The following is a 22863-nucleotide window of genomic DNA, read 5'->3' as shown; positions in this document are numbered from 1 at the left end:
GAATAATCAGGTTTAGATCGAGTTCGGGCAGGTCGCGATCAAGCCACAACCCGCCCGAAGGACTTACAATGGATTCTGTTTTAGATTCCGGTTTATCGTAATCTCGGCTTCCGGAATCAGGTGAACGAGTTGCTTATCATCAGGGGTAACGGTCTGCTGACCGGTAGCTGTATTGTGGTAGCCGGGATAGTTGCGAACTAGACTCCGGTTATTCCGGTACAGATCGTAAGGGCGGTGGCCTTCGAAAGCCAACTCCAACCGGCGCTCCTGCAAAACTACGTCCAGTACGCTCGATAAGCCTTTGAGGTCCGTTGTCGAGTAGAGATCGGTTCCGCTTAGACCCGCCCGCTTACGAATCAGATTGACATCATCAATGGCTTTGGCCGTTTCGCCGGTTTTGGCGTAGGCTTCGGCGCGGTTCAGGTACATTTCCGACAGACGCAGCAGCACCGGTGAACTCAACGTTGGGATGCCGCCCTGATTCGAGAATTTGGTGATGTACACCTTGTCGATACCATTCCGCTTCTCCTGCGCGCCCTGCGCCGTCAGCTTGCGGACCAGAAAAACCCGGCGCTGGTCATTGGGGTATTTATTGACCAGGTCCTGATACGCCTGCGATGCATACACTTCGCCCCAGCCCACACCACCCGGTGAGGTATAATACATCGAACCAATAGCATTAAAGCCCCGGTCGTCTTTCAATGTATGCTTGATGGCGAGGATAATTTCTCGGTTCTGCTCGTTCTCGATCGTGTAAAAATCAGGAACCTGAGTTGATGTCGCGAGCGTGTACCGACCATCCGCAATGACCATATTGGCGTAATTAATGGCGTTGGCATTGTCGTTCATGTACAGCGAAATACGCGACAGCAGAGCATTGGCCGACGCTGCACTGGCGTAGCTATTCGTGCGAACGCTCGTCATGAGCTTGGCGGATTTGACCAGGTCGTTGACCACGAAGGTGTACACGTCTTTCACCGTGGCCCGGCTGGCATCGTCGTCGGCTTTGGTATCGGTTTTGATGATAATACCCATGTTCGTTTCCGGGCTCTGGTTGTAAGGGCGGCCAAACAGCCGGACCAGATCGAAATGGACCATCGCCCGTAGAAACAGGTTCTCACCAAGCAGTTGATCCAGTTCTTTCGACGTGCCTTCTTTGATGGCCCCGATCACTTTATTGCAGCCCACAATCACCTGATAGCCTTTCCGGTAGATCTGGAGGGCGTTCCCCTGATCCGACGTATGGCGGTAGGTGTAGGTCAAAAACAACGGATCGGTCGTCGTCCCGCTCAGCGTCAGATTGTCGCCCGGATACTCGTTCATGATGAACAGGTTGCGGGTATAATCGGAATCTTTCAGGAAGGTGTAATTGCCATCGGTAGCCGCCCGGAGTCCCTGCGCATTTTGCAGAACAACTTCCTCGGAGAGCCCATTATAGGCTGTTTTGTCGATGCTACAAGCCGAAGCCAGCAGCACGCAACCCAGCAGCATGAAACGTGAAAATAGAGGTGTCATGATCGTAAGAATTAAAAGCTGAGTTGAACGCCAAAAACAAACTTCTTGCTGAACGGGTATTTCGTGCCGACTTCGCCCGTTTCCGATACGTCGGGGTCGATGCCCGAAAATTTCGTGATCGTGAACAGGTTATCGCCCGAAGCCGTTAGCCGGACACCGGCAAGTTTTGCTTTCTTGACCAAAGCGGCAGGAATATCGTAGCTCAGGCTGACATTGCGCAGGCGCAGGTAACTGCCATTTTCGAGAAACCGCGACGAGGGCCGCTGGGCGTTGTTGTTGCCGCCGATGACGTATTTCGGATGCGTGGCTATGTCGCCCGGTTTCTCCCAGCGAGTCCAGCCGCTTTGCAGCGCCATCAGGTTATAGCGGTCATAGGCACCGTCGTTGTCGAACAGATTCCGGTCACCGTTGTACAGGGTGGCGCCCGTCGAGTACGTAAAGAATGCATTCAGTTCCAGTCCCTTCCAGTTCAGCACCTGCCGGATGCCGCCGAACAGTTTTGGGTTGGCGTTGCTGCCGATAAACTGGATCGTGGCATCGTTGTAATTACCCGTTGTGGTCGTCGTTCCGTCCGCATTTACCTTCTCCCAGAGTGGAGCGCCCGTCTGCGGATCGACCCCGCTCCAGCGACGCATGTACCAGCTGTTCAGCGGCTGATCGAGTGCGAACGGACGCATGCTGTTGGCGACAAACGTCCGGTCGCCATATAGGGCTGTAACCCGGTTTCGGTTCATGCCCGCGTTCAGTTCAGCCCGCCATTTCAGGGCCGTATTCTGCAAAATATCCGCCGACAGCACGACTTCAAGGCCCCGGTTCAACACAGCTCCTACGTTCTCCGTAATCGATGCATAACCGCTGGTAGCCTGCAAGGGTCGGTTGAACAGGAGGTTGTTGGTCAGGCGATTATAGAGATCGACCGTAACCGATAAGCGACCCCATAACGTAGCGTCAACGCCGACGTTCGCATTATTCGATACCTCCCACGACAGGTTTGGATTCTCGATGCGGGTTGGATAGGCGGACGGAATACCGGCGTACTGACCAGTGAGGTTGTATAAGCCCTGAGAGGCATAATCATTGATGCCGTCGGCGTTCCCGGTGGTACCATAGCTTAGCCGGAACTTAAGGTTGTTCAGCGTTGCGTTGCTCCGCAGAAACGCTTCGTTCGAGGCTACCCACGTCAGGCCGACCGCATAAAAATTGCCGTATTTGCGGTTACTGCCAAATTTCGAGGAACCATCCCGCCGGAAGGAAGTCGTGACGAGGTACTTCTCCTTATAGCCGTAATTAGCCTGGAACAGATACGATGAGAACGCGTTGTCAGTTTTTGTGCCGTTTATGCTTTCAGCTTGTGAAGTCGCATCAAGAATGTTGAGCCCCGAAAAAATACCCTTGCCGGTTGCGCCCATCGACTGATAGTAATACGTCTGGTACTCATAACCCGCCAGTCCGTCGAGGCTATGGCCTTCACCGAAGCTGTGCCGAAAACGGAGTAGATTGGAGGTGAGCAATGTATAACTGCGGTCGGTGTAGTTTGTGAGCCGCCCGAAAACGTCCGCTGCGCTGTTGCCCCGCAAATCCTGCGTGGTTTCACTGGCATAAATGGACGACTGGGCGCGGTTGGTGGTGGTCAGGGTGAGCCACGGGAACAGATCATATTCGCCCTTCAGCAGTACATCGCCCGCCAGCGTATTTTCCTTAAACGTGCCGTATTGCTGGTTGTAAATAAAGTTGGTATTGTCGCGTCCGTACCACGTTTTGGCACCCGTTATCGGATTATACGGCTGACCATTGAGGTAAGGGTCATCGTAGGGAAGGTACGTGTAGGCACCATACAGCGAACCACCGCTATTATCGTAACCACGCGTATACGTCCCGGCACTGTTCAGGCTGACGCGGAATTTCTCGCTGATAGAATGGCTGAAATTGAGCCGCAGTCCGAAGCGATCCAGCCCCGTTTCTTTCAGAATACCGTCTTCCTGGTAGTAGTTACCGCTCAGGAAAAAACGGGTTTTGTCGTTGCCGCCCGATGCACTCAGCTCAGCAAGTGTATTGCTTGCCGGGCGAAATGCTTTGTCGAACCAGTTAGTATTGGCATTTTTCTCCGGCGTCGGCAGATAGTCGTTGACGTTGGCCGTCGGTCGGTCGCGCTGAAACACCTGTTTTTGCAGATCGTACAACTGAGTACCGTTCAGCAGGCGGAAATTACCAAGACTCAGGTAGCCAACGCCCTTGTTCAGGCGAGCCGTAACCTGTGTTTTACCCGACGTACCCCGCCGTGTTGTCACTACAATTACCCCGTTCGAGGCCCGTGCCCCGTACAGCGCCGTTGCCGATGCATCTTTTAACACCGTGATCGATTCAATATCGCTGGGGTTAGGAATGCCGCCAATGACCCCATCAACGACATACAACGGATTGGAACTGGCCGTGAGCGTACCGATACCCCGAATCAGCACCTTGGGTGGAACCCGCGGATCGCCGGAGCTATTACCGACGAATACCCCGGCGGCTTTTCCCTGCAACAACTGCCCGACGTTGTTGGCCGTCACATCTTTCAGCTCCTTCGCCGATACGGCCTGTGCCGCGCCGGTCAGGGTTTTCTGCCGGGTCGATGTGTACCCCAGAACAACGACTTCATCCAGCGTCGTATCCGATTTTTTCAGGTCAATGTTGGCGCTCGATTGATTGCCAACGGTAAGCGTAGTCCCCTGAAAACCAATCGAGCTGATCTCCAGCACATCGGTCGGCGTAGCGCGTACGGTAAACGTACCCTGCGCATTGGTGGTGGTTCCCTGCGTTGTGCCGCGCACCACAATAGTTGCGCCCGGCAAAGGCTGGCCCGTATCGTCGCGAACGGTGCCGGTAAAGGTGGCCTGCTGGGCATATCCGCTACTGCTGACGAAGAGCAGCAACAGCATTGCTTTTACGAAAAAGTTGTACATAGCAAACGGATTAAAAGAAGATAGACAAGAATACGAAGGGGAGAACGTGCGTACGGTCGGGTCCTCGACTACAACCGTACGCATCACAAAAGCGGGTAATCAATACACCTCGTTGAGGCCGAAAATAGGCTTGTTGGTTTTCCACTTACCCCGCGTGAAATCCGGAATTTCCATGGGTTTGCTGCCACCCGCAATGCTCTGTTCAGATAATGGGCTGATCGCGCTCCATGCCGCTGCATCGTATACGTCGATTGGCGGGGCTACCTGATTTTTGATCGACTCGATGAATCCGCGAAGCACGAAGAAGTCGATGCCGCCGTGGCCCGCGTTCTGCGCCGTTTGGGCGTGCTGTTTCCAGAGCGGATGATCGTATTTTTCCTGGTAAGGCGTAAACGACTCCCACTGGTGCGGTTTTGGACTCACCCCTTCCAGGTAGATCGTGTCGCCGTCGTCCATCCAGATGCCCTGCGTACCCTGCGCCCGGAAGCCCAGCGAGTAGGGGCGGGGGGAGTTGGTGTCGTGGATGATGACAATATTTTCGCCGTTGGCGCACTCGACTACCGTCGTGACCACGTCGCCTAGTTTGAAATTGACTTTCGCATTCGGGTGATCGGCACCGCCCTTGTCCACGATGTATTTATGCAGCCCCCGCGATTTAGTCGCCGTTGAAGTCAGGTGCGTGAATCGATTGCCCCGGTTGATGTTCAGCCAGTGAGCAACGGGCCCCAGACCGTGGGTAGGGTAGAGGTCGCCGTTCCGATCGACCGAATGTTGCGTCCGCCAGTGCGCTTCCGAGAAACCTTTCGCACCAAATTCAGCGCCAACGCCCCCGATCGACTGACCATCGTTGAACTTGATATTCCGCAGATCGTGCTCATACCCACAATGGGCATAAGTCATCTCCCCGAACATACCCTGACGCACCATGTTGAGAATCGCCATGACGTCGCGCCGGTAGCATACGTTTTCGAGCAGCATACAGTGCGCTCCGGTTTTTTCGTAGGTGTTGACCAGATCCCAGGATTCTTTGAGGGTAACGGTCGCCGATACTTCCAGACCAGCATATTTGCCCGCCTTCATGGTAGCTACGGCCATTGGCGTATGCCACTCCCAGGGCGTTGCAATGACAACGCCATCGATGTCGTCGCGTTTGAGCAATTGCAGAAAGGCTTCATCGCCAGTCGAATAAGCTACTGGTGTTTTGCGGCCCGCTTTTTCAATCATCGCATTGGCTCGAGCAATCGCTTTCGGGTCAATGTCGCAGATCGCCGTTACCTCTACGTCTTCGCGGAAAAGCGCCTGCTGAAGATGATTACGCCCCCGCGCGCCAATGCCAATAAATCCCAATCGTACTTTCGAGAGCGCGGGCGGCTGATCTCCAGCCATCGCGGACGTAAATAAAGACGGAATCAGGGGGACGGCCGCACTGCTCAGGGCAGCGGTCCGCAGAAACGATCGACGAGTGGTTGTCATGCGAAATAGCGATTTATGAAAAAGGATGAGCGGTCTGTTGGGGCACTATCAAGTGCCGAAAGGTTTAGGAAAATTAGCTGTCTGGTGCGCTATTCGCTAGAGAGGCAAGGGCCTGGGCCGCCACAAAAACGGGCCGGACGGATGCGCAAACGTTTGTCAGGGTAGGTGCAAACGTTTGTCTAAAACAGAAGGAATTTTCGTTTTCGGCGGATAAATGGCTATTTTGTAGAAGCGATTAACCCATCTGATGAAAGAAGCAATTACAATCAAGGAAATTGCCCGACAGTTGAATATTTCACCGTCTACGGTTTCCCGAGCCCTTCAGGACAGCCCTCGGATCAGCCAGAAAACCCGTGACGCCGTTCATGCGCTTGCCGGCCAGCTAAAGTATTTTCCCAGCACGACGGCCCGTAATCTGCGAATTGGTAAAACGGGGGTATTGGCGATGGTGCTGCCCGAAATCAGGGAGAACTTTTTTTCGGAGGTTGTCAATGGCGTGGAAGAGCTGGCCTTTCGTCATCAGTACACTGTGGCGCTGTATCAGTCGCACGACCGGTATGAACGGGAAAAGCAAATCCTGGCTGTCCTGGCATCTAATCGGGTCGATGGTATCATGCTGTCGGTAGCGAAAGAGTCGCAGGAGTTTCAGCACATTCAGGACTTGATTGATCGGGGCATTCCGGTTGTGTTGTTCGACCGTATTCCGCCGAAGATCGAGGCTCACCAGGTTGGTTGCGATATTGAAAAAGGAGCGTACGAGGCCACGAAATGGCTGGCTCGTCAGGGGTTCCGGCGAATCGCCCTCTTGAACGGACCCCATCCGCTGGTTGCCAGCGAAGATCGGTACCGGGGCTATATCACGGCCCTGCTGGAAGACCACCTGCCGGTCGAAAATGCCCTGATTAAACGGGTCGACCTGACTACCGAGGATATCAAACAGAAAATGACGCAGTTGCTAACCTCAGCTCATCGGCCTGATGCCGTGCTGGCCTTTAACGACTATGTGGCCCTGGACGCCATGCAGGTCTGTCGGAAACATGGACTGCGCATAAACGAAGACATCTCATTCGTGAGTTTCGCCAATCTGCCGCTCAACACGTATCTGGAACATCCACCGTTGGCATCGGTCGAGCAGCATCCGTACCAGATCGGACTCAAAGCCGCTGAGATATTACTTTCCATCACCGATCCTAAAATCGAAGGAGATACCATCAGTTTTCAGCAGATCATGCTCGAACCTGAACTCGTTATCCGGGAGAAATAGGGAATGGGAGACGAATACATACGCCGTATCTCCAAGATACGGCGTATGTATTCGTCTCCCATTCTCACTGAAAACCTGACCACATTGCCCGTTGGCGGATCACATTTCTACTTTCTAACGTAACGCGGGTTGCAGCAGCCGACCGTTCGCGTTCCGTTCAGGCTGGTTGACCGACGCTGATAACGCCCAGTTCCTGCCCTACTTTGGTAAACGCTGCTACGGCTTTTTGTAGATGCTCCGGTTCGTGACCCGCCGAAATCTGTACCCGAATCCGGGCTTTCCCGGTTGGTACTACCGGGTAGAAGAACCCAATGACGTAGATGCCTTCCTGGAGGAGCCGGGCGGCAAATTCCTGCGCTAACGGCGCATCGTAGAGCATGATTGGCACGATGGGGTGCTCACCAGGCAGAATATCGAATCCGGCGGCTGTCATCGCTTCCCGGAAATAGCGAGTATTCGATTCCAGCTTGTCGCGTAAGGCGGTCGAACCTTCCAAAATGTCCAGCACCTTGAGCGACGCGCCCACAATCGATGGGGCTAACGTATTGGAAAACAGGTACGGGCGTGACCGTTGGCGCAGCAAGTCGACAATCTCTTTCCGAGCCGCCGTAAACCCACCCGACGCACCACCAAGCGCTTTGCCGTAAGTGCCGGTAATGATGTCAATGCGACCCAGCACGTTCCGGAACTCTGGCGTTCCCCGACCTGTCTTGCCCATGAAACCGCTGGCGTGGCACTCGTCGACCATCACCATGGCACCGTACTGATCGGCCAGATCACAGATTTTGTCCAATTGGGCAATCGTCCCGTCCATCGAGAACACGCCATCGGTGACAATCAGCGTCCGGCGGCTTGACGAGGCCGCCTGTAACTGGGCTTCCAGATCGGCCATGTCGTTGTGTTTATAGCGAAACCGTTTCGCTTTGCACAGTCGAATACCGTCAATGATGGATGCGTGGTTCAGTTCGTCCGAAATAATGGCGTCTTCATCACCCAGCAGCGGTTCGAATACGCCCCCATTGGCGTCGAAAGCGGCTGCGTAGAGAATGCAATCTTCGGCCCCGACGAACTCCGCCGTACGACGTTCCAGTTCTTTATGAATGTCCTGCGTTCCGCAGATAAACCGCACCGACGACATACCGAAGCCGTGACTGTCCAGTGTCTGGTGTGCCGCGTCGATCACATCGGGATGCGAGGATAAACCCAGGTAGTTGTTGGCGCAGAAATTCAAGACTTCCCGGCCATCGTGAATGGCAATGACCGACGACTGGGGCGACACAATGATGCGCTCCGTCTTATACAGACCAGCGTCTTTAATGGCTGTAAGCTCCTGCTGAAGTTGTTCTTTGATCGTTCCGTACATAGTATTTAGCGGACTGAGACGAGCGGTTGATAGACCGTAGTCAGGTTAGCAATCATTTCCTTGGTCATTCGGGGCAGATCGAAGGCGGGTTGCCACCCCCAATCGGTCCGGGCAACGGAATCGTCGATGGTTTTAGGCCACGAATCCGCAATGCCCTGCCGGAAGTCCGGCTTGTAGTGTGTTACAAAATTCGGGAAATAAGCCTGAATAGACGCCGTCAGTTCCGCAGGCGTAAAGCTCATCCCCGCCAGATTGTAGGATGTCCGCACGCTGATTTTCGATTCGGGCGCTTCCATGAGTTCCAGCGTTGCGCGTAGGGCGTCGTCCATGTAGATCATGGGCAGCAGCGTGTCTTCGGCCAGAAAACAGTCGAACGAATGGCCCTGAACTGCTTCGTGAAAGATAGCGACCGCGTAGTCTGTCGTGCCGCCACCTGGCATGGATTGGTAGCTGATCACCCCCGGATAACGGAGTGAGCGGACATCGAGCCCGTACCGTTTGTGGTAATAGAGCGACCAGTTTTCGGCGGCTACTTTGCTGATGCCGTAGACCGTTGCCGGGTCCAGAAAGGCCGTTTGCGGGGTATCGTATTTGGGGGCGTGTTCGCCGAAGGCCGCAATGGAGCTGGGAACAAAGATTTTTTTGATGTTATGCAGCCGGGCCACTTCCAATACGTTGAGTACCGTCTGCATGTTCAAATTCCACGCCCAGAGCGGGTCACTTTCGCCTTTTGCCGACAGAATTGCTGCGAGATGGTAGATCTGCGTAACCCGATGCCGACGGATAACGTCGGTTAGCGCATCCGGTTTGGTCGCGTCCAATACTTCGAAAAGGCCCTGATCGGTTAGTGGCTTTCGCAAGTCTGCCGCCACTACGTTGTTGACACCATACCGGTTCTGTAACTGAGGGAGCAGGGCCGTGCCGATCTGCCCGTTTGCGCCGATGACTAAAATGGTTTCGCGTTTCATAAGTACTCAGGTGAAACTGTCAAAACGAATGGAATACTATTTAACCAGCTGCTTTACGAATGGGTAGAAACTGGTTTCGTATTTATGGTACAAAGGTAGAATAGTAGATAATAAATGGATAATTAACGCCGTAAACAGTTAATATTGTTGTTTTAAAGTTAATTAGTAGATAAAAAACCGATTGGTAGTGGACGGAGAATCCGATTCATAGAAAATTTTTCGGCATGGAAGCACTGGATGATATCGACAAGAAATTATTGCGGTTGTTGCAGAAGGATGCGAAGCTGACAACGAAGGAACTTGCGGCCCAACTTGGCCTGACCCTCTCGCCGGTTTACGAGCGCATTAAACGGCTGGAAGGAACCGGATTTATCAAACAATACATCGCCGTACTGGATAAAAGTCTGCTCGGCCAACCCATTACCACGTTCTGTCAGGTGTCAATGCGCTATCACGATAAAGCGTTCATTGACAAGTTCGAGGAGGAAGTTCAGAAACTGGAAGAAGTGCAGGAATGCTACCACATGGCCGGTCAGGTAGATTTTTTGCTTAAGATACACGTTGGCAGTCTTGACCAATACCACGATTTTGTCAAGTACAAACTTTCCCAGATCGAGAATATCGGCGTTCTCAACAGTACGTTTGTGCTGAAGGAAATCAAGCACAACCTGGGCCATTACATTCCCTGAGCTGCTGGGTGGTCGCCTGATCAGCTATTGATGCGGGGTAGTGACCAGCCCCTGCGAATAGCAACCAGCCGAATCAGGGTGATGGCACTCGCCGATAGGATGAAGTTCAGGTTCGGATCAAGGGCCAGTATCAGGCCAATCTGATAAAGTACGGCTCCCGCTAGGCAGGGTGTCGCGTAAAGTTGCCGGTCGAAGATGAGTGGTAGATCGTTGACGAGTGTGTCGCGGATGACGCCCCCGAACAAGGCTGAAATGACGCCAAGCAACATGGACGCCCACGTATTGACACCAAAACTAAGCGCTTTCTGCATCCCTAAAATGGTGTAAATACCAATGCCTACCGTATCAAAAACGAGCAACGGCCGACGTAAGACACCTTGCAGCCACCGCCGGCATAGCACGGCAACACCGACGCTGCCGATAATGACAATCAGGTAGTTGGGGTCACGTATCCAGGCGATGGGGTGTGCGCCCATAATAACGTCGCGTACCGTGCCGCCACCGATGGCCGTTAGAAAGCTAATGAAAAAGATGCTGAACAGATCGTGGTACATCTTTTTGCTCAAGGCCGACAATGCACCGGATATGGCAAATACGCTTGTCCCCACTAAATCAGTTAGATACCAAATGCTCATTTCTAAAACAGGTCGCTATAAGCGCCAAAAGTACGTTCGATTCGTATCCGGCCCTAATGAGCCGGTGATCGAAACGACGATGCCCGCACGATGAGTTGTGTGTCCATAATTTTCGTTTCCTTGGGTACGGGCGTATCGCTGGTCGAATCCAACTGCTTGAGTAACAGGCGGACCGCTTCGGTGCCCATCTCCTGGATCGGCTGACTGACGCTGCTGAGGGCTGGCGAGAAAAACGCAGAAACCGGCTCATTGTTGAAACTAACAACCGCTACGTCCTGCGGAATACGAAGCCCTTTCTGGCTCATCGCGTACATGGCCGGGTAAGCCACCCGGTCGCTGATCATAACCACACCATCGGGCGGCTGTGGCAAACTCATCAGTGTCAGCGTTTGCATGATAGTATTTTCCTGCGTGTAGTCGCAGTGAACCACGTACTGATCGCCGACGCCCAGACCGTGGTTAGCCAAGGCTTCGCGGTAGCCAGCCACCCGTTGGTTGCTGAGCAACAGTTGAGTAGGACCGGCCAGAAAACCAATGCGTCGACAGCCGTTCTCGATCAGATGTTCCGTGGCCTTGAACGCGGCTAATTTGTTGTCAACGATCACTTTGGATGCGTCGATGGTTTCGGCATACCGGTCGATCAGAACCAGTGGTATGTTTTTACGGGCCAGCCGCTCAACGTGCTCGTAGTTGTCCGTATCGCGCGAGAGTGATATGATGAAGCCTTCGACCTGGCTCCGCATCAGGTTCTGAATGTTGGTGATTTCCCGTAAATAGGATTCGTTCGTCTGACAAACGAGCACACTGTAGCCAGCCTGAAGCGCGGACTCTTCAATGCTGTTGAGCATCGCCGAGAAAAAATAGTAACTCAGGTTAGGCACAATGACCCCAATGGTTCGAGTTCGGCTCTTGGCCAGATTTTTGGCTAACTGATTGGGCTGGTAATCCAGTTCTTCGGCCAGTTTCGTTACCGCCTGTCGCGTATCGGGATGAATTTCGGGCATTCCCCGTAGCGCGCGCGAAACGGTAGATATGGAAATGTTCAGCGACCGGGCAATGTCTTTGATCGTAACGGGCGTATTTTTCACAACGGGGAAAGAATCTAATTGTTGACGGAAAGTACCAGAAACGTAAGTCAGTCGGCAACTGTAGCAATAACGCGTTGGTAACGGGTCAGGCTGGGTGTTTTGGCGTCGCTAACTTCCAGAATCAAATGAATGGTGGTGCCTTTGGATGCGTCCGTTGGTATTGTGACGGATGCCTTAGGCTGATCGGAATGGTCGATAGCTACCTGCCCCGCATACGTGCCAGCCTCTTTGTACTGCCACCAGCGGTAGTTGAGCTTGTCCTGATCCGGATCGGAGGCTGCGCCATTGAGCGAGATGCGCTGACCTGGTTTTACTGACACATTGCGGGCGTGGTTGAGCGTCACGACCGGCGGGTGATTGGCTTCGCTAAATGGTTTTACGCACCAGTCGGCGCGGGCGGCAAAATCGTTTTGCAGGGCCGGAATCCAGCGGGTTTGCGGATAAGCTGTTTCGTTCTTCTTCGTGTACGGATCGTAATCAGTCACCTGTTGGCCATCTTCCCAGCGGTAGGGATTTGTTTTTGACTGCACCATACGACCACCCCAGCCACCGTACGAAATGTCCTCCATGCTCCGTAGTCCTACATCGATCAGGTAGAAATAGGCGGGGGAATCGCCTTCCGAAATGAAATCATATTGATTGCGATCGTATTTTTTAGCTTCGGCCATATCGCCGTGGGTGTGTTCGGGATCGCCGGGGAGTTTCTGGCCATCGCCCCAGAGATAATACGAACTCAGCAGTGGTCCATGTCCGGATTTGATGTGCTCAGCGAACCATTTTCCGCCCAGATACGGCTGTAGTTCGGCAGGAACGACCTTGGGCCATAAATAGGCGAAACTCCAGAACTGATCCGAGTTATAAAGCACCTTGATGTGCGGCCAGTGCGGGGCAACGTATTTCTGGTACGTAGCGTCCTGATCGAGTACGGCGTAGATGATGGCTTTATCGGATACTTTCTTGGCGATCGCTGACCAGGTCGGTGTATGTTTGTACTGATCTTCAATCGATTTCAGTGCGCGGGCAACCGTGTTTGTTCCGCCCCAGATTTGCAGGTAAACCGGGCTTTTGTTCTCGTCCAGCAGAATTTGCTTGATAAGGTCCGAGCCTTTGGTGTCCTGGTCCATCTCCCCTTCAAAGTCGATATTGCCAATCTGAACGAGGCTCCGAAGATGTTGAGGAGTCGGATAGCCTTTCGCGTGCTTGATCAGATTGGGATACACCATCGCGTATTTATCGATGTACGCTTCCATCCAGGTTGTGCCGGGCCAGCGCAGCTCGGTTCGCTCGCCGTAGCGTTTGGCCGTATTCGGCACCTCTGACGTGAATTTTGTTCCTTTGCCGTCACCTTTGTAGTGCCACTGCGAACTGCTGTAAACCAGCCCCACAATGTCGAACTCATTGCTGTACAGCAACATCCGGATGAAGGTATCGACATCGTCTACTTCACCATCGGTGGTGATGATGGTACGGGGTTTGGCGGCTGTTGTCTGAGCGGTGGCTGACGCTCCCGTCAGCCATAGGAGGCTAAGGCACAGAAGCGGAAGCAAGCCTTTTGAACGCATTTGTTATGTGGCTTAGATAAGGGTTCGTTTAGCAGGTTTAAAAGTAGCCAAAGCCCGGTAGAGACGCAATCCCTTGCCGGTCGGAATGCCGCATCACCGCCGGTGCGGTCTTCTGTCCGGATGGTGTTGCTGACGCGGATGGTGTTGCTGACGCGGATGGTGTTGCTGACGCGGATGGTGTTGCTGACGCGGATGGTATTGCTGACGCGGATGAGACGCAAGGGATTGCGTCTCTACACAATCAACAAACACCGACGAATAAAATCGGGCGGGAAAGAGTAAGAATAGCGGGTTCTGTGCTCATCAATGTAGCCAGTCCATTTTTTGACTACGTATTATGACCAATTTTCGACTCCTGTTTTGCTTTCTTTACCTTTCCTGTTCGGTGTTCGCTCAACAACCGACGCCCCTAAAACTTTGGTACAAACAACCCGCTGGGACGGTCTGGACAAATGCCCTGCCGGTTGGTAATGGCCGACTGGGGGCAATGGTCTACGGCAATCCCGGTCAGGAAATTATCAAACTGAACGAAGCAACGGTCTGGTCGGGTGGACCGAACCGAAATGATAACCCAGATGCGCTGGCCGCTTTACCAGCGATTCGGAAGCTTATTTTCGAGGGTAAACAGGCTGAAGCGCAAAAACTGGCCGAAGCGAACATTCAATCGAAGACCAACAACGGGATGAAATACCAGCCCGTCGGCAACCTGCTGCTGGATTTCCCGAATCACCAGACCTACACGGCGTATTACCGCGATCTGGACATCGAGAAAGCGATCGCCACAACGCAGTATACGGTCGATGGTGTGCGCTACACGCGGCAGGTGATTGCGTCCGTACCTGATCAGGTGATCGTTGTGCGGCTGACGGCCAGCAAGCCCGGAAAGGTATCGTTTTCGGGGTTCCTCACGAGTCTGCAACGAAGCCAGCGAACCGTTGAAGGCGACGACAAACTAGTGTTAACCGGTACGACGAGCGATCACGAAGGGGTGAAAGGGCAGGTACGCTTCAATGCTCACGTGCGGGTTATCGCGGAGGGAGGAAAGACGACCAAAACCGATACGTCAGTATTGGTAAGTGAAGCGAATGCGGCTACGCTTTATGTCTCGATGGCGACCAATGTTGTCGATTACAAAACCCTCACCGCCAACCCACAGGTATTAACCGATAATTACCTGAGCCGGGCTACGAAACGACCCTTTTCGACGATTCTGACCGATCATGTTGCCGCTTATCAACGTTACTTCAAGCGCGTTAAATTGAATCTGGGTTCGACCAAAGCCGCCGAACTGCCAACCGATGAACGCATTCAACAGTTTGCATCGGGAGATGACCCGCAGCTGGTGTCGTTGTATTTTCAGTTTGGGCGGTATCTGCTGATTTCGGCATCGCAACCGGGTCGAAACGGCGTTCTGGGGCAGCCGGGAACGTTGCAGGGCCTTTGGAACGATCGGATGGACCCGCCCTGGGATAGCAAATACACGATCAATATCAACACTGAGATGAACTACTGGCCAGCTGAGGTTACCAACCTGACCGAGATGCATGAGCCATTGGTGCAGATGATAAACGAGCTAGCGCAGACAGGTCGCGAGACAGCGCGTGTCATGTATGGAGCCAAAGGCTGGGTCGCGCATCACAATACCGATCTCTGGCGAATCACGGGACCCGTCGACGCGATTTATTACTCGATGTGGCCGATGGGCGGGGGGTGGCTGAGCCAGCATCTGTGGGAGAAATACCTTTACTCAGGCGATAAAAATTACCTCAAATCGGTGTATCCGGCCATGAAAGGGGCGGCTGAATTTTTCGTGGACTATCTGGTCGAAGACCCCAATCATCATTATCTGGTGGTCTGCCCCGGTATGTCGCCCGAAAATGCGCCGTCTACCCGTCCGAATACCTCGATCGACGCGGGCGTGACCATGGACAATCAGATCGTGTTCGATTGTTTCACCAGCGTTATCCGGGCTGCTAAATTGCTGAATACCGATGCTGATTTTGTTAAACTGGTGCAGAGTAAGCTGGCGCAGCTGCCTCCGATGCAGGTTGGTAAGCACGGCCAGTTGCAGGAATGGATCGACGACCTGGACAGTCCCGACGACAAACACCGGCACATTTCGCACCTCTACGGCTTGTACCCATCGGCTCAATTGTCCGCTTATCGGACTCCGCAACTGTTCACAGCCGCGCGCAATACCCTGGAGCAGCGGGGCGACGTTTCGACGGGCTGGTCGATGGGCTGGAAGGTCAACTGGTGGGCGCGACTGCTGGATGGAAATCGGGCTTACAAGCTGATCACGAACCAGTTGTCGCCGGTAGGCACCCAACAGGGCGGAGGGACATATACCAATTTATTCGATGCGCATCCGCCTTTTCAGATCGATGGTAATTTTGGCTGCACGGCGGGTATTGCCGAAATGCTGATGCAAAGCCACGACGAAGCCATTCACCTGCTGCCGGCCTTGCCCGATCGCTGGAAGAACGGGAGCATCAGCGGCCTTCGGGCGCGCGGTGGTTTTGAGATCGTATCGCTGGAATGGAAAGATGGAAAAGTAGCGAAAGTGACGATTAAGTCTACGTTGGGGGGCAACTGCCGGATTCGCGTTCCGAACGAGTTACGGACGACCGGATTTGCGACAATACTCAATGGGGCCGCAAATTCGAACCCGTTCTTTCAGACACTGACTATCAAAGATCCGATTGTGTCGCCCCAAGCTCAGCTTATCATGCGGAAGCCGTTTATGGGTCCCGTCTATGATTTTGCAACCCAACCCGGTAAAAGTTACACGCTTACGATGAAGTAAAACTAAACGGTAGTTGATACGCCGTATCTTCAAGATACGGCGTATCAACTACCGTTTAGCGAGCATCCTTGAGGTAGTAGAAAGAGCAACGCCCACCCCGATGGTGAGATAAGTTACGCCAGCTCGGTAAAAAAATCGTTTCTGGAACGGCGTACTTTGGGTGCTTTTGACAGAAAATCTTTTTCCTCGTCCCGGTAACCCAGCGCCATAAGGGCTACACTGCGCAACCCTTTGGCGGGTAAATCCAGAATTTTGTCGAGAGCATCTGCGTTGAACCCTTCTATTGGCGTAGCGTCAACGTGTTCGGTGGCTGCCGCGATCAAGGCTGATCCCAGGCCAATATACGCCTGACGAGATGCCCATACGGCCAGATCCTCAGGTGTTTTGCTCAGAAGACCACCTTTAACTGAATCAGCAAAGGGCGTCAGCGATTCGACGGAAACATGGCGCGTATCGGCAATCAGCTGCATATAGGTGTCGATCTTGGCCGCGTCTACGTTTGTCCAGTAGGCAAAAACCAGCAGGTGTGAGCCTTCGACGATTTGCGGCTGTGGACAGGCTAGCTCGTGAATTTTACCTTTTAGCTCGTGATTGCTGATCAGGATTACGTCGTACGGCTGCAAGCCTACTGATGAAGCCGATAACCGGATTGATTCCAGAATGGTATCTACTTTTTCGGTCGGTACGATCTGACCATTCATTTTTTTTGCAGCGTACCGCCAGTTCATTGCATCGAGTAATTCCACGGTTGTATGTCTGTAAATGGGGATTGATAAGGTATTGAAAGAGGCTCGTTAACAGGCTTCGCCGGGGGTACAGGCGGGTCCGTCGGTTGACGGCTGGGTTACGACTGGGTTGGCTTTTTCCCATGCCGACCAGGCCGTTTCAAGCGCACCTAAGAATGTCTCGGGCTGTTGAGCACCCGAAACGGCATACTGACGGTTCAGCACGAAGAACGGAACGCCCCGCGCCCCGACCTGCTGCGCTTCGTCGATGTCATGCGCAACGGCCTCGGCAAACTGATTGCTTTGCAGCATCTGTTCGATATCCGTAGTGGGAATGCCAATTTCTGTGCCCAGTTCAAGTAGCGTGGCTTGATCGGATGTGTCGCGACCCTCGGTAAAGTAGGCCCGAAACAGTCGTTCTTCGACGGCATCGCCCAGATTATGCTGTTTCGCCAGCTGGATGAGCCGGTGAGCATCCCACGAATTCGCGACAACCGCTTTATCGAAGTCGTAGGTCAGCCCCACTTCACTCGCCATTGCCGTCACGCGGTCGTTCATGCGTTTGGCTTCGTCCAGACTCCAGCCTTTTATGTCGGCCAGATACTGATTGATGGTTTTGCCCGGCTCCGTTTTCATGTCCGGATTCAGCTGAAAGCTTTTCCAGACAACGTTCACCTGCGCTTTATGCGCAAATTGGTCAAGGGCGTGCTCAAATTTCCGTTTACCGATGTAACAGAACGGGCACATGACATCGCTCCAGATTTCTACGTCCATCTTGTTCAGAAGTTAGGCTGCCTGTGACAACTGGATATTCGCGATCAGCTTAATGTCTTCGCCCAAGGCAAGGCCACCCGTTTCGGTCAGCGCGTTGTAGGTGAGGCCAAATTCTTTGCGGTTGATCTTTCCGGTTACTTCAAAACCAAGTTTCTGATTGCCGTATCCGTCCTTGGCCGTTCCACCGTATTCGGCTTTAAGCGACACGGGTTTGGTGATGCCCTTCATGGTCAAATCGCCCGTCAGCGTGTATTCATCATCGTCTATCTTCTTGAACGAAGTCGATTTGAACGTGATCGTCGGATAGGTATCTGCCTCGAAAAACTCAGCCGACTTCAAGTGCGTATCCCGCATTTCCTGATTGGTATCGACACTGGCTACGTCCAGTGAAAAGTGAACTTCGGCCCCGTCGAAATCGTCATGCTCGGTTGTTGCACCGCCTTCAAACTGACGGAATGTGCCCGTCACGGTCGAGATAACCAGGTGCTTGATTTTAAACTGTACTTCGGAGTGCATTGGGTCAACGACCCATTTTGTGGTTGCCATGATTGCGGAAATTGATTGAATTGATAAACTAAAAATGGATTAGTGAGTCCAGGTGCCGAATTTGCCCTGCCGATAATCGGCGTAGGCTTCCTGGATTTCCTGTTGGGTATTCATTACGAAAGGACCTTGCGCAACGACGGGTTCGTCCAGCGGTTTCGCGTGGCCCAGCAGCAGAATACTGTCGGTATCGGCGGTGATCGTCAACGTATCGCCATCTTGATTGAACTCGGCCAGTTTCAGCGCATCGACCTTGGTTCCATTCGCCGTTAGATTACCCTTGATGACGTAGAAGAAAATGTGGTGATCCTGCGGAATCGTGACGGTTAAACGGCCACCCGCCTTGGCGTAGATGGTATTCAGATGAACGCCGGTTTCGGAGTTGAAAGCCGCTTTTTGTCCATCCCAGTCGCCCGCAATGAGGTTGACGGTAACGTTGCCCCCGTCCAGCGTCACACTTGGAATTTCTTCGCGTTGTAGCCCTTTGTAAAAGGGGGGTGTCATTTTCAGCCGGGCGGGCAGGTTTAGCCACAATTGTAGAATTTCCAGCTTACCGCCATTTTTCTGGAACGCATCGGAAGACGTTTCGGCATGAATCAGCCCCCGTCCAGCCGTCATCCACTGGACACCGCCCGCCGTGATAACGCTTTCGTGACCACCGCTGTCTTTGTGTGAAATATCGCCGTCGAGGATAAACGTCACCGTTTCCATCCCCCGGTGTGGATGGGGGCCGAACGGAAGGCCGTGGTTGTTTGGTTCGTATACCTGAGGACCGTGATGGTTCAGGAACAGAAAGGGATCGATCATACTGACATTCGCCGTAGGAAGGGCCCGGTACGTGACCAGATCACTGATTGGTGCGTAGTCTGCCTTATGGATTCTTGTTACGTGTAACATGGTACTGTTGAGAAAAGTCTTAGTGTTCTATCGATGGTATAAATCCTAACACTGTTAGGGAAAAGTCAAAAAAATTAGCCGTTTATCGACTTAATGAACCCACTGATGGCGTCCTGCAATACCAGTTTGCTCCAGGGGTTGGCGCCTGCCTTTTGGTCGATCATCTGAATGGAAACCAATCCGTGCAGGATAGACCAGTAGGTGTGAAACTTCAGAAACGAATCAACGTCGGGGTGTCGGCTGGTTCGGATCGCTTCCTGAATGACCGAGATCAGCACGTCCGAAAACTGCTGCATTTCAGAAACCTGACTAACCTCTTCGCAACGGGGTATACCAAGCCCAAACATAAGCTGGTAAAACTCCTTATTGGCAAAGGCAAAGTCCCAGTAACCCTGCGCAATGGCTTCCAGTTGCTGACTGGCATCCTGCCGGGTATCACGTTGCCGACGTACTTCTTCGGTCAAAAGACGGAACCCTTCTTTGGTAAACTCCGTCAGAATAGCGTCTTTGTTTTCGAAGTGACTGTAGATCACGGGGACGCTATACTCGATGGCATCGGCAATCTTACGGATCGAAAGCGCCTGCCAGCCTTCCTCCAGAACCAGTTGCCACGCTGCCTGTAAGATGCTGGTTTTTACTTCTACTTTCTGCCGTAACCGACGCTCAAGAATTCCCATGTTGGGGTGTGTTCTGTTTTATAACACTGTTAACTATACTACCATTAGAAAAGTTTCCTACTAGTAGGCTGCTTTTTCTAAACTAACCTAAAAGTGCTTATAATCAGAATATTATGGTTTAATTTTACTCATTCCACTACCGGTAAGCCGGGGTTTGCATCCCGATAGGCAGTCAAACCAGCCTCTAATCGTTTTTGGATAACCCGGCGAAGTCGTTCGGGTTCGAGGACTTGAATACCCTCGGCAAACCCCAGAATTTCTCGTTCCAACTCTAAATTATGTTGTACATCCAGTTGTATGACAATGCCTTCTGCTGCTCGCTCCAGCACCTGCTGCGAGTGATGAAAGGGCTTCGTCTCCACGTAGGGCGCGTGCAAGTGACTAACGAATAACCTGACTTGAACAGGACGTACAGTTTCGCTGACCGATACGCCTATCACGTTGCGGTAGTAAGCATCAGGATCAATCGTCCGGTTGGGTATATAGTCGACATCAGGGGCCAGCGTTATCGATAGCATCCGATCCAGCGCCAGATTCATAATGTATCTTTTTTTGTCGCGCGCACCCACGGCAAACCAGCGGTTCTTAAACTCTTTCAACCACCAGACATGAAAGGTGAACGTTTGCGGAAGCCGCGCCAAAAAGGATTGATACTGAACCCGCAGGGCCCGCTTTTGAATGACGGCCTGGTACAGTTCGTCCAGATAATGCAGTCCCTTCAGTTGCTCGTTCTTTTCGAAGTCAATCACCGACGCTGATTTTTGCGCCGTCGAATACACGTGATCTTCCAGTTTCTGCACGACTTCATTGAGTGCCGTAAAATGTGAGAAGCCTTTGAATTGCTTTAAAATGGTAACGGCCTCATTCATTCGCGACAAATCACCATCCGTCAGGGGAATGTTGGTAATGCTATAGGTGGGATCGTCGTAGGTGTAGTATTTTTTGTCGATCACGACGATGGGCGCAAAATAGCCCAGCTTGTCGCTCCGCATCATCTGAAGATCGGCCTGAACCGTGCGTCGGCTGATGCCCTTGGTGACGCCTTCGTATTCATACAGGGCATCGGAGACGGTTTCGATCAGGTCGTTGAGCGTCCACTTTCGCTGACGATTGCGCAGACACGCATCCAGCGTTTTGTAGCGAACGAGAGCGTTTCGGTTAGAGGGCATCTGACTTTCAGCTTTTTCTGGAAAATAGGAAAAATTTTCTGAACTGCGCAAAAACACTGCGCAGTAGCCCTTAACCTTTGTCAGGACGGTTCGCCGTTGCGACGGTTCGCCGATGCGATGGTTCGCCGTTACGACAGATGTACCGATAACCAAACCTGATGTGGGTATTAGTATTGCCCCATAGTATCGCGGCCACTGGCTGATGTCGATATGCTGTTGGTTATGACGGGCTCTGTTGACAAATGCGGGTTCGAATCCCGCTATCAACCCTAACCGGTTGATCCGTTGGTTGGATGAAGACGGCCACTTCTAAAAAGGCTACTCAAGTGCGCTGAATCGGTTCGAAGTTGTCCGGTTGTGTCGCTGGCTTACCAGAGGCATAACGAGTTAGTTGGAGCCAGCAGGCAGGTGTCGCGTTTGCCGGGCGTGCAACCGTTCGGGACTGTATTCTGACGGGTTGATCGGATGGATAAGCGCGTGTGCGTCAATTCGATCGATCACCCGGTCCGGATTGTTCGTTGAACGAGTGTACCAAAGCAGGAGCTAACCGGCTTCCGCCCTGGCTAACTGGATGATTTCGAACTGGTTTATGAATTACCCTATAAAAAATACGATCATGAAAACGGTACGCATCCAGGCCCAGCAAATTGGGTTGGTATTTAAACAGGGTGGCTTTCAAAAGAAGCTATCGGCAGGTAACCATTGGCTTTGGTCGAATGAAACTGTTTATGTCTACAATCGGGGTGAGCTGTTAAAGAATCCGCCCTGCGATCTGGCTCTGTTGCTGGAATACCCGGCTGTAGCCGCTGAACTTGATGTGGTTGAGGTGAAGGAAAATGAAATTGCGCTCCAGTACGACCGGGTAGCCGGATCGATGGGACTTTTTCAGACGGTCCTGCCTAAAGGTCGCTGGGCGTACTGGAAAGGTGTTAAACAGTACGACTACATCAAGGCTGATCTAAGCCAGCTCGACATTCCGGCTACCATCAATCTGGTATCGCTGATGCCTCAGCCGTTATCGGCCTATGTGCGCACCTTTACCGTCGAGTCCCACGAGAAAGGTATCCTGTTCATCGACTGGAAATTCGACCGGGTCCTGACCGCTGGTACGTATCACTGGTGGAAAAACAACACGCCCGTTCAGGTGCTGAAAGTCGATACGCGCCAGCAGCAGATGGAAGTCTCCGGACAGGAAATTCTGACGAAAGACAAAGCGTCGCTGCGCCTGAGCTTTTACGTGCAGTATCATGTGCAGGATGTGATCAAAGCGCTGGTCGATAATAAGGAGTACGACAAGCAGTTGTACGTGTCGATTCAGCTGGCCTTGCGCGACTATGTTGGCAGCCTGACACTCGACGAGCTTCTGGAGAAGAAAGGAGAACTGGCCCCGTTCGTGATAAAGACCACCGCCGATAAAGCCGCTGAACTGGGTGTCGAGCTGCGCAACGGTGGCGTTCGGGACATCATTCTGCCGGGTGATATGCGCGATATCATGAACCAGGTACTTATGGCCGAAAAGAAAGCGCAGGCCAACACCATCATGCGTCGGGAGGAAACCGCGTCGACCCGCAGTCTGCTGAACACGGCGAAGTTGATGGAAGATAACGAGATGCTCTGGAAATTGAAGGAGATGGAATACGTCGAAAAAATCGCGGATAAGATCAGTTCGATTTCCGTCTCGAACGACGGGTCCATGGTCGATCAGCTGAAACAGCTGTTCGTTCGTGGGAGAGGTCAGACTACCTAACGGTGCATCTGTGCCGACAGACC

The 22863-nt window shown here is 52.8% G+C and carries 19 protein-coding genes; 5 read left to right on the top strand and 14 right to left on the bottom strand.

What is annotated here, in order from left to right:
* Positions 1-63: 63 nt before the first annotated feature.
* From GK091_RS16530 to GK091_RS16520, 3 genes are all read right to left on the bottom strand, one after another.
* The gene (locus tag GK091_RS16530; RefSeq protein ID WP_164040392.1) at positions 64-1515 is read right to left on the bottom strand and encodes a RagB/SusD family nutrient uptake outer membrane protein; all 1452 of its coding nucleotides are present in this window, start codon (positions 1513-1515) and stop codon (positions 64-66) included.
* Between the two features lie 11 nt (positions 1516-1526).
* The gene (locus GK091_RS16525; RefSeq protein ID WP_164040390.1) at positions 1527-4460 is read right to left on the bottom strand and encodes a SusC/RagA family TonB-linked outer membrane protein; all 2934 of its coding nucleotides are present in this window, start codon (positions 4458-4460) and stop codon (positions 1527-1529) included.
* Positions 4461-4559: 99 nt separating this feature from the next.
* On the bottom strand, positions 4560-5933 hold the full coding sequence (locus GK091_RS16520; RefSeq protein ID WP_164040388.1) for a Gfo/Idh/MocA family protein: 1374 nt from the start codon (positions 5931-5933) through the stop codon (positions 4560-4562).
* A gap of 247 nt (positions 5934-6180) precedes the next feature.
* Here GK091_RS16520 and GK091_RS16515 point away from each other — a divergent pair, with 247 nt between their 5' ends.
* Complete coding sequence (locus tag GK091_RS16515; RefSeq protein ID WP_164040386.1) at positions 6181-7197, top strand: LacI family DNA-binding transcriptional regulator; 1017 nt, start codon at positions 6181-6183, stop codon at positions 7195-7197.
* 157 nt (positions 7198-7354) lie between these two features.
* Here the strand turns inward: GK091_RS16515 and kbl are convergent, their stop codons facing one another.
* Together kbl and GK091_RS16505 are read right to left on the bottom strand one after the other, a co-directional pair.
* Entirely contained in the window at positions 7355-8560 is a 1206-nt protein-coding gene (kbl, locus tag GK091_RS16510; protein WP_164040384.1) for a glycine C-acetyltransferase, read from the bottom strand.
* Positions 8561-8565: 5 nt separating this feature from the next.
* Positions 8566-9528, bottom strand: coding sequence for an NAD-dependent epimerase/dehydratase family protein (locus GK091_RS16505; RefSeq protein ID WP_164040382.1), 963 nt, complete (start codon positions 9526-9528; stop codon positions 8566-8568).
* 224 nt (positions 9529-9752) lie between these two features.
* Here GK091_RS16505 and GK091_RS16500 point away from each other — a divergent pair, with 224 nt between their 5' ends.
* Positions 9753-10217: an Lrp/AsnC family transcriptional regulator gene (locus GK091_RS16500; protein WP_164040380.1), complete on the top strand. Its 465-nt coding sequence runs from the start codon at positions 9753-9755 to the stop codon at positions 10215-10217.
* A 20-nt stretch (positions 10218-10237) separates the two neighbouring features.
* Here the strand turns inward: GK091_RS16500 and GK091_RS16495 are convergent, their stop codons facing one another.
* From GK091_RS16495 to GK091_RS16485, 3 genes are read right to left on the bottom strand one after another with little or no spacing between them, the layout of a single operon-like run.
* Positions 10238-10852: a trimeric intracellular cation channel family protein gene (locus GK091_RS16495; RefSeq protein WP_164040377.1), complete on the bottom strand. Its 615-nt coding sequence runs from the start codon at positions 10850-10852 to the stop codon at positions 10238-10240.
* Between the two features lie 53 nt (positions 10853-10905).
* Positions 10906-11940, bottom strand: coding sequence for a LacI family DNA-binding transcriptional regulator (locus GK091_RS16490; RefSeq protein ID WP_164040373.1), 1035 nt, complete (start codon positions 11938-11940; stop codon positions 10906-10908).
* Between the two features lie 47 nt (positions 11941-11987).
* On the bottom strand, positions 11988-13502 hold the full coding sequence (locus GK091_RS16485; RefSeq protein ID WP_164040371.1) for a DUF1593 domain-containing protein: 1515 nt from the start codon (positions 13500-13502) through the stop codon (positions 11988-11990).
* Between the two features lie 102 nt (positions 13503-13604).
* Between GK091_RS16485 and GK091_RS29435 the strand changes: the two genes are divergently transcribed.
* The gene (locus GK091_RS29435) at positions 13605-13784 is read left to right on the top strand and encodes a hypothetical protein (RefSeq protein ID WP_164040369.1); all 180 of its coding nucleotides are present in this window, start codon (positions 13605-13607) and stop codon (positions 13782-13784) included.
* 55 nt (positions 13785-13839) lie between these two features.
* Positions 13840-16308 (top strand): glycoside hydrolase family 95 protein, encoded by a 2469-nt coding sequence (locus GK091_RS16475; protein WP_164040367.1) that lies wholly within the window; start codon positions 13840-13842, stop codon positions 16306-16308.
* Between the two features lie 113 nt (positions 16309-16421).
* Here GK091_RS16475 and GK091_RS16470 read toward each other — a convergent pair whose 3' ends face one another.
* The 6 genes from GK091_RS16470 to GK091_RS16445 form a co-directional block, all read right to left on the bottom strand.
* Complete coding sequence (locus GK091_RS16470) at positions 16422-17054, bottom strand: NAD(P)H-dependent oxidoreductase (protein WP_317166310.1); 633 nt, start codon at positions 17052-17054, stop codon at positions 16422-16424.
* 48 nt (positions 17055-17102) lie between these two features.
* Positions 17103-17807 carry a DsbA family oxidoreductase gene (locus GK091_RS16465; RefSeq protein ID WP_164040365.1) on the bottom strand — a complete coding sequence of 235 codons (705 nt, stop codon included), beginning with the start codon at positions 17805-17807 and terminating at the stop codon, positions 17103-17105.
* 12 nt (positions 17808-17819) lie between these two features.
* Entirely contained in the window at positions 17820-18353 is a 534-nt protein-coding gene (locus GK091_RS16460) for a YceI family protein (RefSeq protein WP_164040363.1), read from the bottom strand.
* A 39-nt stretch (positions 18354-18392) separates the two neighbouring features.
* The gene (locus tag GK091_RS16455; RefSeq protein ID WP_164040360.1) at positions 18393-19247 is read right to left on the bottom strand and encodes a pirin family protein; all 855 of its coding nucleotides are present in this window, start codon (positions 19245-19247) and stop codon (positions 18393-18395) included.
* A 74-nt stretch (positions 19248-19321) separates the two neighbouring features.
* Positions 19322-19924 (bottom strand): TetR/AcrR family transcriptional regulator, encoded by a 603-nt coding sequence (locus tag GK091_RS16450; RefSeq protein WP_164040358.1) that lies wholly within the window; start codon positions 19922-19924, stop codon positions 19322-19324.
* A gap of 128 nt (positions 19925-20052) precedes the next feature.
* Complete coding sequence (locus tag GK091_RS16445; protein WP_164040356.1) at positions 20053-21093, bottom strand: helix-turn-helix transcriptional regulator; 1041 nt, start codon at positions 21091-21093, stop codon at positions 20053-20055.
* A gap of 616 nt (positions 21094-21709) precedes the next feature.
* Between GK091_RS16445 and GK091_RS16440 the strand changes: the two genes are divergently transcribed.
* Positions 21710-22840 (top strand): slipin family protein, encoded by a 1131-nt coding sequence (locus tag GK091_RS16440; protein ID WP_164040354.1) that lies wholly within the window; start codon positions 21710-21712, stop codon positions 22838-22840.
* Positions 22841-22863 lie beyond the last annotated feature (23 nt).

The organism is Spirosoma agri (genome assembly GCF_010747415.1).
GTDB lineage: Bacteria > Bacteroidota > Bacteroidia > Cytophagales > Spirosomataceae > Spirosoma > Spirosoma agri.
This window is presented reverse-complemented; position numbering and strand designations above follow the sequence as displayed.

Bases quoted from the DNA above. Each gene is read 5' to 3' on its own strand.
- GK091_RS16530 (WP_164040392.1), bottom strand. From the start codon at position 1,515: ATGACACCTCTATTTTCACGTTTCATGCTGCTGGGTTGCGTGCTGCTG.
- GK091_RS16525 (WP_164040390.1), bottom strand. From the start codon at position 4,460: ATGTACAACTTTTTCGTAAAAGCAATGCTGTTGCTGCTCTTCGTCAGC.
- GK091_RS16520 (WP_164040388.1), bottom strand. From the start codon at position 5,933: ATGACAACCACTCGTCGATCGTTTCTGCGGACCGCTGCCCTGAGCAGT.
- GK091_RS16515 (WP_164040386.1), top strand. From the start codon at position 6,181: ATGAAAGAAGCAATTACAATCAAGGAAATTGCCCGACAGTTGAATATT.
- kbl (WP_164040384.1), bottom strand. From the start codon at position 8,560: ATGTACGGAACGATCAAAGAACAACTTCAGCAGGAGCTTACAGCCATT.
- GK091_RS16505 (WP_164040382.1), bottom strand. From the start codon at position 9,528: ATGAAACGCGAAACCATTTTAGTCATCGGCGCAAACGGGCAGATCGGC.
- GK091_RS16500 (WP_164040380.1), top strand. From the start codon at position 9,753: ATGGAAGCACTGGATGATATCGACAAGAAATTATTGCGGTTGTTGCAG.
- GK091_RS16495 (WP_164040377.1), bottom strand. From the start codon at position 10,852: ATGAGCATTTGGTATCTAACTGATTTAGTGGGGACAAGCGTATTTGCC.
- GK091_RS16485 (WP_164040371.1), bottom strand. From the start codon at position 13,502: ATGCGTTCAAAAGGCTTGCTTCCGCTTCTGTGCCTTAGCCTCCTATGG.
- GK091_RS16475 (WP_164040367.1), top strand. From the start codon at position 13,840: ATGACCAATTTTCGACTCCTGTTTTGCTTTCTTTACCTTTCCTGTTCG.
- GK091_RS16465 (WP_164040365.1), bottom strand. From the start codon at position 17,807: ATGGACGTAGAAATCTGGAGCGATGTCATGTGCCCGTTCTGTTACATC.
- GK091_RS16460 (WP_164040363.1), bottom strand. From the start codon at position 18,353: ATGGCAACCACAAAATGGGTCGTTGACCCAATGCACTCCGAAGTACAG.
- GK091_RS16455 (WP_164040360.1), bottom strand. From the start codon at position 19,247: ATGTTACACGTAACAAGAATCCATAAGGCAGACTACGCACCAATCAGT.
- GK091_RS16450 (WP_164040358.1), bottom strand. From the start codon at position 19,924: ATGGGAATTCTTGAGCGTCGGTTACGGCAGAAAGTAGAAGTAAAAACC.
- GK091_RS16445 (WP_164040356.1), bottom strand. From the start codon at position 21,093: ATGCCCTCTAACCGAAACGCTCTCGTTCGCTACAAAACGCTGGATGCG.
- GK091_RS16440 (WP_164040354.1), top strand. From the start codon at position 21,710: ATGAAAACGGTACGCATCCAGGCCCAGCAAATTGGGTTGGTATTTAAA.